This is a genomic window from Wenyingzhuangia aestuarii (genome assembly GCF_011927765.1).
GTDB classification, from domain to species: Bacteria; Bacteroidota; Bacteroidia; order Flavobacteriales; family Flavobacteriaceae; genus Wenyingzhuangia; species Wenyingzhuangia aestuarii.
Genome location: NZ_JAATJG010000007.1, coordinates 72,838 through 89,131 on the forward strand (window position 1 = coordinate 72,838; position 16,294 = coordinate 89,131).

Here is a 16,294-nt window from a genome sequence, read left to right on the forward strand (position 1 = left end):
TTTTTTTATGCTTTTTTTTTCTTAGATTTATTCAAAATGCTAATCAACATGGACTGCTTAAAACCATCTAAAGGAAGATTATTGATTGCAGAACCCTCTATTTTGGGTGATGTATCTTTTAATCGTTCTATCATTTTACTTACAGAGCACTCTCATGATAGCTCTATTGGATTTATAATGAACAAGCCCTTGGGCTATAGTTTAAAAGATTTAATTCCAGAAGTAAATTGCGACTTTAAAGTTTATCAGGGAGGACCTGTAGAACAAGACAACTTATATTTTATACACAAAATACCTAACCTATTGCACAACAGTATAGAAGTTACTGATGGAATTTATTGGGGAGGAGATTTTAGTCAACTCTCTAATTTACTAAACGAAGGTCTGGTAAAAAGTGATGATATTAGATTCTTTCTTGGATATTCTGGTTGGGGACAAGGACAGCTAAACTATGAACTAGAAAGTGAGTCTTGGTTTGTAACCGAAAACAAACACAAGAACATATTTAACACAGCCCCCAAAAGCTTATGGAAAGACCATTTAATGAAGCTCGGTGGTAAATATCAAATATGGGCAAATGCCCCTGGTAATCCTAGCTTAAATTAGCCACCAAACCTTTAATTTTGTTTGTAATTTCTGAACCAAAGGTTTTCTTTCTGTAGTTGCTAATAGGTTGTACACCTACAATTACATTGGTTAAAAATACTTCGTCTGCTTTTTGAATAGCAAAGGGAGAAATAGACGACTCTTCTACTGTATACTCTGTACTTTTTTCTAGCACATCTAAAATATTTTTACGCATTACACCTTTTACACAACCATCAGACAAGGGTGGAGTTGTTATTGTGTTGCCTTTTAGTAAAAAAATATTTCCGTTGGTAAACTCAACAACGTTTTTGTTAGAATTTAACAATACACAATTATCTAATTCGTTTTCTTTAGCATAAATACCAGCTAATACATTGGTAATTTTGTTATTTGTTTTTACGGTAGATAGTAGATTAGGATTGATCATAAAATCTTTATACAAATCTACTTTGTAAGAACTTTTAACCTCTATTGCCACTTTTTTAACCTCAACAACATAAGACACTTTATGACTTTCTGGAGCATACAAACCTTCGGCATCTCTAAACACCGTAAACTTTACTCTGTTTTCATCTCCGTTATTTGCATTAATCGTTTTTAAAATTTCTGATTCAAAAAACTCTAAAGTAAACTCCATAGGTATTTCCATACGCAACATACGCATAGAAGCCATTAATCTAAAATAATGATCTTCACAAAACACAACAGCTTCATCCTTAATTTTAATTGTTTCAAACAAAGCATCTCCGTACTTAAAACCTCTGTTGTTATAATTAATTTGATTGTTGTTTTCCGAAACAATTTGTCCGTTGTAATTGATCATCTTTCTAAAAATTTGTGGCAAATTTACAATAAAAAAAGCCTTGATTTTCATCAAAGCTTTGTAAAGTATGTTTAGTTATTGGTTAGGCTCCAATAGTATGTTTTAATTCTGCAATTTGGTTTTCCCAAAGCATTTTAGCTTCGTCCATTTCATCTTCTTCAGCAAAGTCGGTAATAATTAAAGAAACATCTTTAGTAATAGCATCTACTTGAATTTTAAATTCAAAATAAGCATCATCATCCTCATCTTCTAACCAATGAAACTTAGCACGATCATCATTTTTAGAAGCTAACAATTTTGCTTGTTCTTCGCTATCATCCCAAATAAACGTAAATAATTCTCCTCTAGAATTTACATTATCCGCAAACCATTCTCCTAAACCAGAAGGTGTGGCAAAATATTGATATAACATTGATGGTGATGCGTGTATAGGAAACTCTAACTGAAATTTTTCTTTAGTCATGATCGTCTTCATTTTTGATGACCGGCAAAGTAGCATTTTTTTATTTATTAAAAAAAGTTTGCGGTTTAAAGTTATTTCTTTTTTTCAATCTCTATTATTCTACTGGGGTACAACCTATTCGCACTCTTTAAAACAGAGGGTTCTCTTTTTAAATCTCCTTTGGTAAAAGCTTGTTGCAGAATAGATTCTATCATATAATCTTCCATTATTTCTTCAGGATGGTACTCGGCATCTAAATCAATTTTAAAAAAACTAGCCGAAAACCTGTACCAAAAAGCCTTAAACTTTCCTCGTTTATCTTGCACATGCTCATTAACTGTTAATCCCGTTAATCTATGTATTAACTTAATTAAAATTCTACCCTCTGTCTTAGTTAGTTTTTTAACATTGTCTGTAAACTGCTCTTCAAAAAACTTTTGTTTTTCTTTAATGTATCTTTTCTTTTTACGATTAGAACTTATTTTTTGAATGGTATCGTTTAAAAAATTAATTTTTTCTTTGGCCAAAACAGCATACGGATAAGCTCTATAAGTTTTCTTTTTAAACCATAAATAATATCTTTTGTCGTAAAAAGTTTTAAATCTTGGACGTGGAAACAAAACCAAGGTATCCAGTTCAATTTCTTGATTAAGCTCGGTTATTAAATAATAATCGTCATACTGTTCTTTTAACTCTTCTAAATCTTTTTGCTGAGCATTTCCAACAAAAAACAACAAGAGTAAAATTACTAATATCTTATTCTGTTTCATAAAATTCATGAATTCAAAAATACATAAATAACTTACTTAAAAACAACAATTCACATGCATTCCATCTAAAATCAAAATAGTATTTTTGAGTTCTATAAAAACGAAACATGATGAGTGAACCTACAATTTTAAATCAAAAGTCATTAGACTTTTTAGAACAATACTTAAACAATGCTTCGCCTACAGGATACGAAAGCAAAGGTCAAGAAATATGGATGGATTATTTAAAACCATATGTTGATGAATTTATAACCGATGCATACGGAACTGCTGTTGGAGTAATTAACCCAAAAGCTGAATATAAAGTTGTTATAGAAGGGCATTCTGATGAAATTTCTTGGTATGTAAACTATATTACAGACAACGGATTAATTCATGTAATTAGAAACGGAGGAAGTGATCATATTATTGCACCGTCTAAACGTGTAAATATTCACACTAAAAAAGGAATTGTAAAAGGTGTTTTTGGATGGCCTGCCATTCACACACGTTTAAAAGGAAAAGAAGAAGATACTCCTAAAATAGAAAACATTACTATTGATGTAGGATGCGACACTAAGGCAGAAGTTTTAGCTTTAGGTGTACATGTAGGTTGTGTAATTACTTATCCTGATACTTTTGAAATTTTAAACGGTAACAAATTTGTTTGTAGAGCATTAGACAACAGAATGGGTGGTTTTATGATTGCCGAAGTTGCTCGTTTGTTAAAAGAAAACAAGATAGAATTACCTTTTGGTTTATACGTTACCAACTCTGTACAAGAAGAAATTGGATTACGTGGTGCTGAAATGATTACCCAAACTATTAAACCTAACGTTGCTATTATTACAGATGTTTGTCATGATACAACAACTCCAATGATTAAAAAATCTGAGGAAGGAGATAGTAAAATTGGAAATGGACCTGTAATTTCTTACGCTCCTGCAATTCAACACAATGTACGTGAGTTAATTATTGATACAGCTGAGAAAAACGAAATTCCATTCCAAAGACATGCTTCATCAAGAGCAACGGGTACAGATACGGATGCCTTTGCTTATAGCAACGGAGGAGTTCCTTCTGCTTTAATTTCTTTACCATTACGCTACATGCACACTACTGTAGAAATGGTTCACAGAAGTGATGTTGAAAACGTTATCAAATTAATTTTTGAAACTGTAAAACAAATGAAAGCTGGAGATAAGTATAGTTATTTTGAAAAAAACAGCTACACTATTTAATTTCCATATCTTATAAATTTAAAAAGGCTCAGAATTAGTTCTGAGCCTTTTTTATGCTTATTAAAACCAATTATAAAACTCTAAAAACCTGCCAAAAAATAGTTACGAAATCGTTGTAGTAAACTAAAAAATCACGATATTTATTCTACTAATAACTAACCATACAAATGTCAAATAAAAACCAAACATTAGGAGAATTTATTATTGAAAACCAACATTCATTTAAATACTCAAGCGGAGAACTATCTAGTTTATTAAATTCTATTAGATTGGCTGCAAAAGTTGTAAATCATGAAGTTAACAAGGCTGGACTCGTAGATATAATTGGAGCAGCAGGAGATACAAACATTCAAGGAGAAGATCAACAAAAATTAGATGTATATGCCAACGATGTTTTTATTCAATCTTTAATTAATAGAAATATTGTTTGTGGTATTGCTAGTGAAGAAGAAGATGATTTTATTTCTATTAACAGTATTAATAACGATCATCAAAACAAGTATGTTGTATTAATAGACCCTTTAGACGGATCTTCTAATATTGATGTAAACGTATCTGTAGGAACTATTTTTTCTATTTATAGAAGAGTTACTCCTATTGGAACTCCAGTAACTATGGAAGATTTTTTACAAGAAGGTAAACACCAAGTAGCCGCAGGATATATAATTTATGGAACGTCTACTATGTTGGTCTACTCAACAGGACATGGTGTAAATGGTTTTACTTTAAACCCTGCTATTGGATCTTTTTACTTATCTCATCCAAATATGGAATTTCCAGAAGATGGAAACATTTATTCTGTAAACGAAGGGAACTACCTTGAATTTCCTGATGGAATTAAAAAGTACATTAAATATTGTCAACAAATAGAAGACGATAGACCTTATACAAGTAGATACATTGGATCTTTAGCCTCAGATTTTCATAGAAACATGATTAAGGGAGGAATTTATTTATATCCTAAAAGCACAAGAAACCCTAAAGGAAAGTTACGTTTGTTGTACGAATGTAATCCCATGGCATTTTTAGCAGAACAGGCAAATGGAAAAGCAAGTGATGGTTACACTAGAATTTTAGATATTAAACCTACTGAACTACACCAAAGAGTTCCGTTTATTTGCGGAAGCACCAACATGGTAAATAAAGCAGAGGAATTTATGAAAGCACATTCATAAATTTACTTACTTCTATAAAATAATAAATAGCCTAAGAAATTAATCTTAGGCTATTTAGTCTTAAACAACTCTCTATAAATACTATTAACTAAAAGCCAAGCCTCCGTTAATATCAATATTATTACCTGTTACAAAAGAAGCTTGTTCTGATGCTAAATAAGCAACCAAATCTGCTACTTCTTCTGCCTCACCTTCTCTCCTTAATGGAGTGCTTGTTGCAACTTTTGCACGTACTTCATCATTTGTAAAGTCATCGTGAAATTTAGTTGCAATCATTCCTGGATTTAAAGCATTTACTCTAATTCCCTGTGGTCCTAATTCTTTAGCCATAGCACGGGTAAAAGTAGACACTGCTCCTTTAGAAGCAGCATAAAGGGATGCTCCTGGCCCTCCTCCATCTCTACTTGCTTGAGAAGCAAAATTAATAATGGTACCTCCATTTATTAAATAAGGTTTAAACACTTGTGTCATAAAAACACAAGATTTAAAGTTTACATTCATCAACAAGTCATAAAAGTTCTCGTCAACATCTTCAATAGATTTTCTTGCAAAAAGTCCACCGGCTACATTTACTAAAATGTCAACTTTATTACCAAAAGCAGCAACAGTTTTAGCTGCTAAATTTTTAATATCATCTAATTTGGTAACATCACCTTGAACAATAATTACCTCACCATTCATTTTTTGAATCAACTTTGCCGTTGTAACCGCATCCTCATAATTGTTTAAATAATTTACAACTACTTTAGCCCCCTCTTTGGCTAATTTTAAAGATACTGCCCTACCAATATCTCTTGATCCACCAGTCACAACGGCTATTTTCCCCTTTAAACTCATTCTCTTTAATTTCTTTTTAGATTCCTAAAGCTTGTCCACCACCAATCTGGATAGTTTCTGCTGTTATAAAAGAAGCTGCATCGCTCGCTAAAAATGATACAACTGAAGCTACTTCTTCTGGTTGCCCCAATCTTCCTAACATGATGTTATTTTTCCAAGAAGCAAATACTTCTGGTTTTGTTGATTTAATTTGTGCATGAAAAGGAGTATCAATAGTACCTGGAGACACTGCATTTACTCTTATTCCATATTCTGCTAAATCTTTTGCCAATGCTCTAGTTATTGCATGTACTCCTGCTTTAGAAGTTCCATAAATACCAGCACCTGGTCCACCTGCATTCCAACCTGCATTAGAAGTATAGTTTATAATTGATGCGTTTTCTCCTTTTTTAAGAAAAGGAATCGCTGCTCTTGATGCAAAAAATGTTGAATCTAAGTTTAAAGCCATTACAAATCTGTAAAATTCAGTAGTCATTTCTTCAAATCTAGATCTTCCACCTAGTCCACCTGCATTGTTTACAAGTACATCTATTTTTCCATACTTGTTTCCAATAGCGGTAATGTTTGTAGTTACAGCGTTATCATCGGTAACATCAAACCCTACATACTCAGCTGAAATTCCTTCTGCTGTAAGTTCTTTAACTCTTCTTGCTCCGGCTTCATCATCAATACCGTTTAGAACTACAGTATATCCGTCTTTACCTAATTTTTTTGCTACTTCAAATCCTATTCCTCCTGTAGCTCCTGTTACTACTGCTATTTTTCCTTGTATACTCATGTTTATATAATTTTATGTTAATTTTACGGGTTCTATTTTTTTAATCAATACATATATAGATCCTACTGCTAGTGGAGCTAATATTGCAATTACAATAAATGCTGGTGTGTATGATACTGCTGCTATTAACGGTATTAATGTGTTCATAATAATTACCGACACTGCTGCAATGGTTCCGGCCAATCCGGCTAAAGTTCCTACAGATGGTCCACTAAACAAATCACTTGAAATGGTTTGAATGTTACCAATTGCAAATTGAAATCCGAAAAGTACAATTGCTACTATGTAGATAAACGTCATTGGGTTGTTCTCGTTTACTAAAAAGATAATTCCTAATAATCCTAAGAAGATTAAAGCTCCACCAATAGATATGGTTGTTTTTCTTGCAACGTCCACAGATTTGGTTTCCATTAATTTACCAGAATACCAACCTCCAACAATACTACCTGCCATACCTCCTAAATAAGATATCCAAATGGTTGCTCCAATTTCTTCAATACTAAATCCAAATTCAGAGTTTAAATACAATGGCATCCATCCTACAAACAACCACCATATTGGTTCTATAAAGAATCTTGCTGCCAAAACTCCCCATGCTTCTTTGTGACTTAATATTTTTACAACAGATAAACTTTTTTGTTTCTTTTCTGGTGTTGCAACTACTTCTATTCTATCTTTTAGAATTAATTCTTTTTCCTCATCGGTAATCCACGGATGTAATTCTGGTGTTGCCTTGTTTACTATTAACCAAGGAATTACCCACAACAATCCAATTGCTCCAATAATAATAAAGGTAGATCTCCATCCAAAATGTCCATATAAATACGCAATTAACACTGGTGCAATTACACTTCCTAAAGAAGCTCCTGCATTAAAAATTCCTTGCGCAATGGCACGTTGTTTTACCGGAAACCACTCTCCGTTACTCTTTACTGCTCCAGGCCAGTTTCCTGCTTCTCCAAACCCTAAAAAGGCTCTTACAATAGTTAAACTTGCCAATCCACCAGCAAATGCATGAAAAACAGATGATAATGACCATACTACAATAGAAACTACAAAACCAAGTCTTGTTCCAATTTCATCGTATAACTTTCCTGATAAAAATTTACCTCCCGCATATGTAATCATAAAAATGTTTAACATTACTGCGTAGTCAGATTCATCTAAACCTAAATCTTTTCCCATTTCAGGCCACATTACTCCAAATGCTGTCCTGTCTATATAATTGATAACCGTTGCTAAACAAATTAGCATAATTACCCACCATCTTAGTCCTTTAACTTTCATAATTACATGATTATTAGTATTCTATTTAATTTATTCATTTTATTTTTTTGACAAAGAATTCCCTTTTCAATAAAAATGTTTATTTTTTTTTATTGATTTAAAACGGACTTAAAAATAACAACGTTGATAAACTGTTCTTGTCTTAAGAACTATGCTTTACTAGTATTCCCTTCAAAATTTAACTCTTTAAATACGATCGTGCATTCGTATATATTTTTACCCTTTTACATTGTAGCAATACTGGTACAAAACTCCAAAATGAACTTTCATCATTTCTTTAGCTAATTGGATGTCTTGCTTTTTGATTGCTTCAAATATATCTTGATGTTCTTTTATTCCTTTTTGTGCTTGCCCTTTATCACAGACATGATACTTTTCAAAATTTGTAATAATCTTTGGAGTAATCATTAACATAAAAGTATTCATTGTAGAATTTCCACTTGCTTTGGCAATTGCTAAATGAAAAAGTAAATCTTCTTGAACTGCATTCTCACAGTTTAGTACCTTTTCTTTATAAGCTTCTAAAGCTGCTTCAATACTATCTAAATCTTCTTGTGATCTTCTTTGAGCTGCCAAACGAACTGTTTTTAACTCAAACAAAATTCTAGTTTCTACCAGCGATCTAAAATCCGGATCTCCTAAAGCTAAAATATCGTCAATCATTCCATTCATTGCTATTTGGCCAATGTCTGCAACAAAAGTTCCACTTTGTGGTTTTGACTTTAACAATCCGTAAAATTCTAATAATTGAATAGCTTCTCTTACATTACTTCTACTTACTTCAAACTTTTCAGATAACATTCTTTCTGATGGTAACTTATCCCCTGGTTCTAGATTTTTAGCATTAATTACATCTCTTAACTTAGAAATAATCTGATTCTGAGTTGTTTGGTGATCTCCCTTTGACAATAGTTCTAACTTCATAGATACACTTTTTAAAATAATTGGTTAACCAATTTGAACACTATAAATATATAAAATATTAATTGATAAAAAACTATTTAATGCTCAACATTTAGCTTATAATATTCAACTTTTGCACTTGCTCCGCTATCTATTGTAGCTAAGTAGTTACCTGCTTTAAAATAGTTTTCAAAAATACCCCATTTTTGCATATGAATATCGTTGTAAACTTTAGATTTTCCGTTTAGAACAACTTCCATTCTTCCCTCTGTAACGTGTACTTCTAATGTAAATTTGTTAAAACCTACATATTCAGGAAAGTTATATCCATCGTCATCTCCCCAAGCATCTGTTTCTAAAATTTCTACATCAGATGCGTTTAAATCTTTTAATACTTTGGTTTTTACCCTAACATAACCATTGTGCCAATATATTTTTAAAATGGGTGGAGCATTGTTATCTTTTTGACCTATTAAATCTCTTTGTGCATTGGTTAATCTACCGTGAATTTGCATAATGATTGTTCTATGGTATTTACCATCACTATCTTTACTAATTTCTGTAACCGCTAATTCTCCTTTTAAAATTCCTCCTTGTTTAAACGTCCAATTATCATTATTACTACCAGGTGTCATTTGCTCTCTTAGTTCTGTTCTAGAATAAGATGTATTGTTTGTTGTACTACCAGGGTAGGTATAAAAAACTAAAGATCCTTTAATAGAATCATTAAACATAAATGGTTGTAATGTACTATTGGTTGCATACTGTAAAATTTCTGGAGGTTCAACCTCAATTGGTTTTCCTATAGGTAGTGTTACTTTCCAGTTAGACAAATTAATAACAGGTAATTTATAATCAATATTTTCTTCAGACTCATTGTTTTCTTCTTCTTTTTCCGCTTTATCTTCTTGATTATCAACAACAACCTCAGCTTCTTTTTGAATATCTGAACTTGTATTTTTACAATTTGTAAAACTCATAAAAAGGAGCAATAGCAAAACCGCCTTTAATTGATTATATGTAATTTTAACTGTTACCATTTTGTAATTTAATGAGTCACTTTTAACTTGTAATATTTAACTTTTGCAAAAGCTCCTTCGTCTCTTGATTGAAAATAATTTCCTGCTTTAAAATAGTTTTCAAAAACTCCCCATTTTTCCATGTGAATATCTTCGTAAACTTTATACTCATAATCATTTAAAACAATGACCATTTTACCTTCTGAAACTTTCACCTCTAATGTGAATTTTTTAAATCCAACTTCTTGCTCAAAATTAAAGCCTTCATCATCTCCCCAAGAATCTTCATGTAAAAGTTCTTCTCCAGTTGCTTCTATATTTTTAAGCACTTTTGTTTTTACTCTAATTTTACCTTTGTGCCAATATATTTTTAATATTGGTGGTGCATTATTATCTTTTTGTCCTATTAAATCACGTTGTTCGTTGGTTAAACGTCCGTGAATTTGCATGATGATTACTTTGTGGTATTTACCTTCTGAGTCTTTTGAAATATCTTCAATTTCTAATTCTCCTTTCATCCTAGCTCCTTGCTTAAAGGTCCAGTTTACGTTATTGTTTCCTGGAACCATTTGTTCTCTAAGTTCAGATCTTGAATATTTTGTATTTGCTGTAGTAGCATTACTAGGATAGGCATAAAAAACAAGTCCTCCTTTAATAGAATCATTATACATATAAGGAATTAACCTTTTATCTGTAGCATATTTTAGAATTTCTGGTGGCTCAACGTTAGTTGCTCTTCCTTTATGATTTAATTCCGGAGTGGTTACGCTCCAATGGCTTAAATCTATTTTTGATAATTTTACTTTTTTCCTCTTTTTTCTCTTTTTCTTTTTTTTATCCACCTTTTCTGTTTTAGTGTCTGCAACACTACTTGCCTTATTTTGGCAAGTAGCATTTACAGATACTAAGAAGGTAACCACTATTGTTAGTGTATATATTCTTAAATAATTCATATTATTCTGGCTTAGCTATAATTGACACATCATCAACTCGTGCTTCTGCAATATTGTTACTATCCATCCAAATAGCAATTGTACTTGTATTTCCTGAATTAAACTCTAATGACATTTCTACATAATCACTAGCACTAGTTTGATCTGTTCCTGTTGTAGATGCAATAATAGCTGCCTCTGCCTCAGATGCTTCTGAAATTGCCTCTCCCAAGATTGCCAATCTTAACGCTCCTCCTTCTGGAGATGTTTTCATTGTGTAATGAATTGTTACAATATAATCTGCATTTGGAGTTACAGTTAACTCTTGATAAGCTACACGTGGATCACCTGCATCAAATTTGGCTCCTTGAGAACCTGTACGTACAGGACTACTTGTAATTCCAAATATTTTACCTCCAGATATCCTCCATGAATCACGTCCATCTCCTGTACCATCAGGCAAACTTAAATCCTCAAAACCAGCTTCTAATATTGTTGGTACAAACACTGTTGGTGCATCTGGCTCAACAACCTCAATAGAACTCGTAAATGTACTTTCTACTCCTAGTTTATCTGAAGCGGTTAACGTAATTGTGTATGTTCCTTCTGCTGGATAAGTGTGTGATGGGTTCTCTTCTGTAGAACTATTATTGACCCCTGAAGCTACATCTCCAAAATCCCAAACATAATCTGTTGCACTGTTGGATAAATTGGTAAATAAGTAGGTTAAATAATCTCCACTTTGTTCTTCTGCACTAAAGTTACTTGTTGGCGGTGTTGTATCTGCTTTAGAACCTGCCTCTGGCAAATCTTCTTCACAAGAACTTACTACTAGTGACACTAATAGGAATGCCAACACTCTAGTCCATCTTTTTATGCTAAAATTTTCTATATAATAAAGTGATTTTTTCATCTTATTCTATTTTTTAATATTATGATTGATACTAAGGATTTTGTACTAACACTCCATTACTTAAACCTATTTCCACATTTGGAAATGGTAATAATAAGTCTGTTGCTGTAAAGCTATATCCCATTGTAGTTGAATAAGCAGATAATACACTTACTGCTTCTCCAAAACGAACTAGGTCATAAAATCTTTGGTTTTCAAAAGCCAATTCAACTCTACGTTCGTTTAATAAATCTTCTTTAGTTATTACTGCTGGAGTAGTTAACCCAGCTCTATCTCTAATTAATTTAAAAGAAGCAATAGCATTAGAACTTGATGTTGATGCTCCTCCAGCCAAAATAGCTTCTACATGCATTAAAACAACATCTGCATAACGTAATACTATCCAATCGTTTCCTGCCAATGTTGGGTCTGATGAAGTAGCATCAATTCCTAAAGCAGAGTCTCCATTAGGCAAATATTTTACCACTTGATATTGAGTAGTTTGTGTAGCATCATTTCTAAAAGCATATTTAGTTCTTTCTACACCTCCATAAGTTGCAAATGCATTTCTTACATCTTCTGTTACATAATTTACTCCACTTGTTCTCCCCACTCCATTTAACCATTCTGCAGAAAAGTTTTGGCTATCATTTGTAAGATCATTTTTGTATCCAATAGCAAAAATAACCTCATCATTTCCTTCACTATAAAAGATATCTTTGTAATTATCTAACAATTCAAAACCTCTAGCAGGATTCATAATTGATTCACATAAAGTTTGAGCTCCAGAATAATTACCTGTTGTTAAGTATACTTTTGCTAACAATGCTTCTGCAGCAGCTTTGGATGCTCTGTTTTTATGAGAATCATCTAGGTTAGCTACCGCTGTAACTAAATCACTAACAATTAAACTATACACATCTGCTTTATCTACTCTAGTAAATGCTATATCTGTATCTAAAGGGGCAATTACTTTATCTACCAATGGCACATCTCCAAATAATCTTACCAAATTAAAGTATGCATAAGCTCTTACAAATTTAGCTTCACCTTCAAATTGATCTCTTTTAGTAGTGGCAGCATCTAAATATTGTAATACAGTATTTGCTCTGTAAATTACATTGTACATACTTCTGTAATAATCTGCTACAATACCATTTGTTGATTGTACAGTATAAGTTTCAAACTGAGCTGCTTCTCCTTCTCCACTTTTAGTACGAGTGTTATCACTTCTCATTTCCGTTAAATAAAACTCAACTTGAGTCCCATGGTTTGAATCTGATCTGGTATCATTTACACCTTGTAAACCGTCGTACATATTAAGCACACCTGCCTCTAGCTCTTCATCGTTTGTGTAGAACCCATCTGCAGAAACTGCAGAAGTTGGTACTGGAGACAATAGGTCATCATTACACGATACGGTAAGTATGGTTAAAAAAACTGCGATTATAATTTTTGTATTTTTCATAATGTCTGTCTTTTATCTGTTATTAAAATTCTAGGTTTAACCCAGCTGATATTGTGCTATAAATTGGAGAACCAGCTCTTTGGTATCCATATGTCGTTGAAGTTGTGTTATCAATAGACTCAGGGTTAAATCCTGTATAATCACTAGCTGTTAAATAAATTAAGTTCTGTCCTGATGCATAAATTCTTGCTTTAGACAATCCTAATTTTGATAAAACATCTTTTTTAAAGTTATACCCAATATTTACATTTCTTAATGCTAAGTAAGAAGCATCTTGTACAATAGAATTTGTAAAAATTTTCTCTTTAATAAATTGTTGATTTGGAGTTGTTGCTGGGTCAAAATCTTGTGCACTGTTAAAGTGGTTAAAAATATATTGATCTCCCATGTTTCTAACTTTAGCACCATGACTTCCTTGAATCATAAAACTAACATCTACATTTCCTATTTTAAAATCGTTAGTTAAACTCCATACAAAATCTGGATAAGGATCTCCTAACTTTGCTTTATCCTCATCATCAATAATACCATCACCATTTAAATCTTTTACATATACATCTTGTGCTTCTGCTCCAATTGGGTGATATGGATTGTTAATGTATTCTAATGGAATTTCAGTATCTACAACCCATCCATAAAAAGATGATATTGGCTGTCCTTCAATGTTAATCCATTCTGCTGCTCTTTTTGTATCTACATTCTGAATTTGACCGTTTGAGTCTGCAAAATTTACTAATGTATTTTTGTTATAAGAACCAATAAATGTAGTTGTCCACTTAAATTTTTCTAAACCAATGTTTCTGGTCTTTAATTCAAATTCAAAACCTTCGTTTTGTACTTCTCCTAAGTTTACCAATGCAGAACTAAATCCTGTAGTAGAAGAAATTGGATTGTCTAATAATAATTGATCACTATTACGTTTGTAGTAATCTATAGATCCAGAAATTCTGTTTTTAAAGAATCCAAAATCTACTCCTGGATTAATTTCTACTGAACGTTCCCATTGTAAATCTGGGTTTGCAATATTAATTGGATTATAGCTATTTACAAGAGCATCATTTACTACAGCTGATGAAGGATTTAATAAAGCTAAAGAGGGATAGTTATCTATAATATCGTCTCCGGTATCTACTAACGGGTTTCCTGTAATACCATAACTAACTCTAAACTTTAAGTTACTTAAGTTATCTACATCTTTTAAGAAGTCTTCTTTGGCAATGTTCCATCCGAATGATGCTGCAGGGAAGTTACCATACTTTTCATTTGTTCCAAATACAGATACTCCATCACGTCTTAAACTTGCAGAAAACAAATACTTATTATCAAAAGCATAGTTAACTCTACCAAAATAAGATAATAATGCTCTTTTATAATCGTATGATTCATAATTAGAAATTGTGGTAGCCGCTGTAATTGTTTTTAACAAATCAGAGGTATATCCTACTCCTTGTTGTGTTTCGTATGAATGCTTCCATGTTTCTACAGAAGTTCCTAATACAGCATCAATATCATGTTTACCAATACTTTTTGAATAAATAAAGTAGTTTTCGTTAGCTAAGTGAATTTGTTGTTCGTTTGTTAAATCTAACTGAGCTGCTGATGCACCGTTTCTGTTAGATAACACACCTTGCCATCTTTTTCTCTTAGTATATTGAACATCTCCTCCAATAGTAGTTTTAAAACTTAATCCTTTTAAAATGTCATATTGACCATATACACTTCCGTATACTTTAAATTTTTCATCTACTCTTTCTCTTTCTAATACTTTGGCAGCAGGGTTTGTGTTAGATGTATTACTGATATCTATTAAAGTACCATCAGCATCTAAATCATAATTATCAAAATGACGTTGTAAAGCATATTCTCCAACTTTTACATCTGGATATACATCTCTATCTACATACTGAATTGTATTTTCATCGTGATAAATTGGTAACCAAGATGGTTGTCTTAAAATATCGTGTGTAGACCCATCAAATCTTCTTGTTTCTGTATAAGATGGTGATAAGTTAACTCCAAACTTAAATTTTTTGTTTACTTGAGTGTCTATTTTTGCTTTAAAGTTATATTTCTTAAAATCATCTGTAAGCATTACACCTTCATCATGTAAATAACTTAATGCAGTACTAAACTTTGTTTTCTTACTACCTCCTCTTGCACTTAAAGAATGACTTGTAATAACTCCTCCATCAAAAATAATATCTTGCCAGTTAGTATCTACCCCTATTTGCTGCTTGTATCTTGTTCTTGCAGATAAGCTTCCTGTAGCCGCTAATTCAGCTGCTGCAGTTTCTGCTACTGTAGAGTAATAAGCATCACTTTGTCTAGCTTCCTTAATACCTGTGTAAGTATTGTAACTAAACTTAGTCTCTCCTTCTTTACCATTTTTAGTAGTTATCATAATTACCCCTTTACTACCTCTTGATCCGTAAATAGCTGTTGAAGCAGCATCTTTTAAGACTTCAAAAGAAGCAATATCGTTCATATCTAAAGACCCTAAATAATCTTCATCTACAGGTAATCCATCTACTACAATTAACGGAGATACTCCTCCTGAAATAGACCCTACTCCACGCACTCTAATAGTAGGAGCTGCACCTGCACCTCCATCTGTTGCCTGAATATTTACCCCAGATACTTGACCTACTAAGGCATCATCTACACGGGCTACAGCAATTTGATCTAAATCTTCATTCTTAACCTTAGAAATAGCTCCTGTTAAATGTGATTTCTTTTGAGTACCATATCCAACAATAATAACCTCATCTAACTCGTCAGAATCTTGATCTAATGTAATTGCTAATTTTTTTTGATCGGTTATAACAACTTCTTTATTCTTAAATCCTAAATAAGATAAAACAATAATGTCTCCCTTTTGTACTGAGATTTGATAGTTTCCATCAAAATCAGATATTGTTCCTTTTGAAGTCCCCTTCACTATAATGTTTGCTCCAGGTATTGGTGAGTTATCTGTGCTAGACAACACAAGCCCCGTCAGGCTATATTGTTCCTGAGCAAACACAACCATATTAAAAAACAATAGCGTTGTTAGTGTTAAAATTTTCTTTAGTTCCATTTGTGTTAGTATTAAATTAATTAATAATAATTGGGATTATCCCCTGGTGAGATTTGCAAGTAGAATTAACATTTATGTCTTTTC

General features: G+C 32.2%; 15 protein-coding genes. 3 read left to right on the forward strand and 12 right to left on the reverse strand.

Annotation, left to right across the window (positions count from 1 at the left end; all coding sequences use genetic code 11):
- Positions 1 to 48 precede the first annotated feature (48 nt).
- Entirely contained in the window at positions 49 to 606 is a 558-nt protein-coding gene (locus GGR97_RS08210) for a YqgE/AlgH family protein (RefSeq protein ID WP_167898046.1), read from the forward strand.
- Here GGR97_RS08210 and GGR97_RS08215 read toward each other — a convergent pair.
- The 3 genes from GGR97_RS08215 to GGR97_RS08225 form a co-directional block, all read right to left on the reverse strand.
- Positions 593 to 1,411, reverse strand: a complete 819-nt coding sequence (locus GGR97_RS08215) for an aminotransferase class IV (RefSeq protein WP_167898146.1) — start codon at positions 1,409 to 1,411, stop codon at positions 593 to 595. The two genes, GGR97_RS08210 and GGR97_RS08215, sit on opposite strands and share 14 nt — an antisense overlap.
- Positions 1,412 to 1,493: 82 nt before the next feature.
- A complete protein-coding gene (locus GGR97_RS08220) occupies positions 1,494 to 1,874 on the reverse strand; it encodes an START-like domain-containing protein (protein ID WP_209272343.1) in 381 nt (126 codons plus the stop codon).
- Positions 1,875 to 1,945: 71 nt separating this feature from the next.
- The gene (locus GGR97_RS08225; protein ID WP_167898047.1) at positions 1,946 to 2,623 is read right to left on the reverse strand and encodes a DUF4294 domain-containing protein; all 678 of its coding nucleotides are present in this window, start codon (positions 2,621 to 2,623) and stop codon (positions 1,946 to 1,948) included.
- Between the two features lie 110 nt (positions 2,624 to 2,733).
- Here GGR97_RS08225 and GGR97_RS08230 point away from each other — a divergent pair, with 110 nt between their 5' ends.
- The gene (locus GGR97_RS08230) at positions 2,734 to 3,843 is read left to right on the forward strand and encodes a M42 family metallopeptidase (RefSeq protein ID WP_167898048.1); all 1,110 of its coding nucleotides are present in this window, start codon (positions 2,734 to 2,736) and stop codon (positions 3,841 to 3,843) included.
- A gap of 167 nt (positions 3,844 to 4,010) precedes the next feature.
- Positions 4,011 to 5,018 carry a class 1 fructose-bisphosphatase gene (fbp, locus tag GGR97_RS08235; RefSeq protein WP_167898049.1) on the forward strand — a complete coding sequence of 336 codons (1,008 nt, stop codon included), beginning with the start codon at positions 4,011 to 4,013 and terminating at the stop codon, positions 5,016 to 5,018.
- An 84-nt stretch (positions 5,019 to 5,102) separates the two neighbouring features.
- Here the strand turns inward: fbp and GGR97_RS08240 are convergent, their stop codons facing one another.
- The 9 genes from GGR97_RS08240 to GGR97_RS08280 all read right to left on the reverse strand — a co-directional run bounded on the left by GGR97_RS08240 (position 5,103) and on the right by GGR97_RS08280 (position 16,210).
- A complete protein-coding gene (locus GGR97_RS08240) occupies positions 5,103 to 5,855 on the reverse strand; it encodes an SDR family NAD(P)-dependent oxidoreductase (protein WP_167898050.1) in 753 nt (250 codons plus the stop codon).
- 16 nt (positions 5,856 to 5,871) lie between these two features.
- A complete protein-coding gene (locus GGR97_RS08245; protein ID WP_167898051.1) occupies positions 5,872 to 6,633 on the reverse strand; it encodes an SDR family NAD(P)-dependent oxidoreductase in 762 nt (253 codons plus the stop codon).
- Positions 6,634 to 6,645: 12 nt separating this feature from the next.
- A complete protein-coding gene (locus GGR97_RS08250; protein WP_167898052.1) occupies positions 6,646 to 7,920 on the reverse strand; it encodes an MFS transporter in 1,275 nt (424 codons plus the stop codon).
- Between the two features lie 216 nt (positions 7,921 to 8,136).
- Complete coding sequence (locus tag GGR97_RS08255; protein WP_167898053.1) at positions 8,137 to 8,844, reverse strand: FadR/GntR family transcriptional regulator; 708 nt, start codon at positions 8,842 to 8,844, stop codon at positions 8,137 to 8,139.
- A gap of 77 nt (positions 8,845 to 8,921) precedes the next feature.
- Entirely contained in the window at positions 8,922 to 9,803 is an 882-nt protein-coding gene (locus GGR97_RS08260) for a polysaccharide lyase family 7 protein (protein ID WP_167898054.1), read from the reverse strand.
- 68 nt (positions 9,804 to 9,871) lie between these two features.
- A complete protein-coding gene (locus GGR97_RS08265) occupies positions 9,872 to 10,795 on the reverse strand; it encodes a polysaccharide lyase family 7 protein (protein ID WP_167898055.1) in 924 nt (307 codons plus the stop codon).
- Between the two features lies 1 nt (position 10,796).
- Positions 10,797 to 11,687 carry a PKD domain-containing protein gene (locus tag GGR97_RS08270; protein ID WP_209272344.1) on the reverse strand — a complete coding sequence of 297 codons (891 nt, stop codon included), beginning with the start codon at positions 11,685 to 11,687 and terminating at the stop codon, positions 10,797 to 10,799.
- A gap of 31 nt (positions 11,688 to 11,718) precedes the next feature.
- Positions 11,719 to 13,134 (reverse strand): RagB/SusD family nutrient uptake outer membrane protein, encoded by a 1,416-nt coding sequence (locus GGR97_RS08275; RefSeq protein WP_167898056.1) that lies wholly within the window; start codon positions 13,132 to 13,134, stop codon positions 11,719 to 11,721.
- Between the two features lie 22 nt (positions 13,135 to 13,156).
- Positions 13,157 to 16,210 (reverse strand): SusC/RagA family TonB-linked outer membrane protein, encoded by a 3,054-nt coding sequence (locus tag GGR97_RS08280; RefSeq protein ID WP_167898057.1) that lies wholly within the window; start codon positions 16,208 to 16,210, stop codon positions 13,157 to 13,159.
- Positions 16,211 to 16,294: the final 84 nt, after the last annotated feature.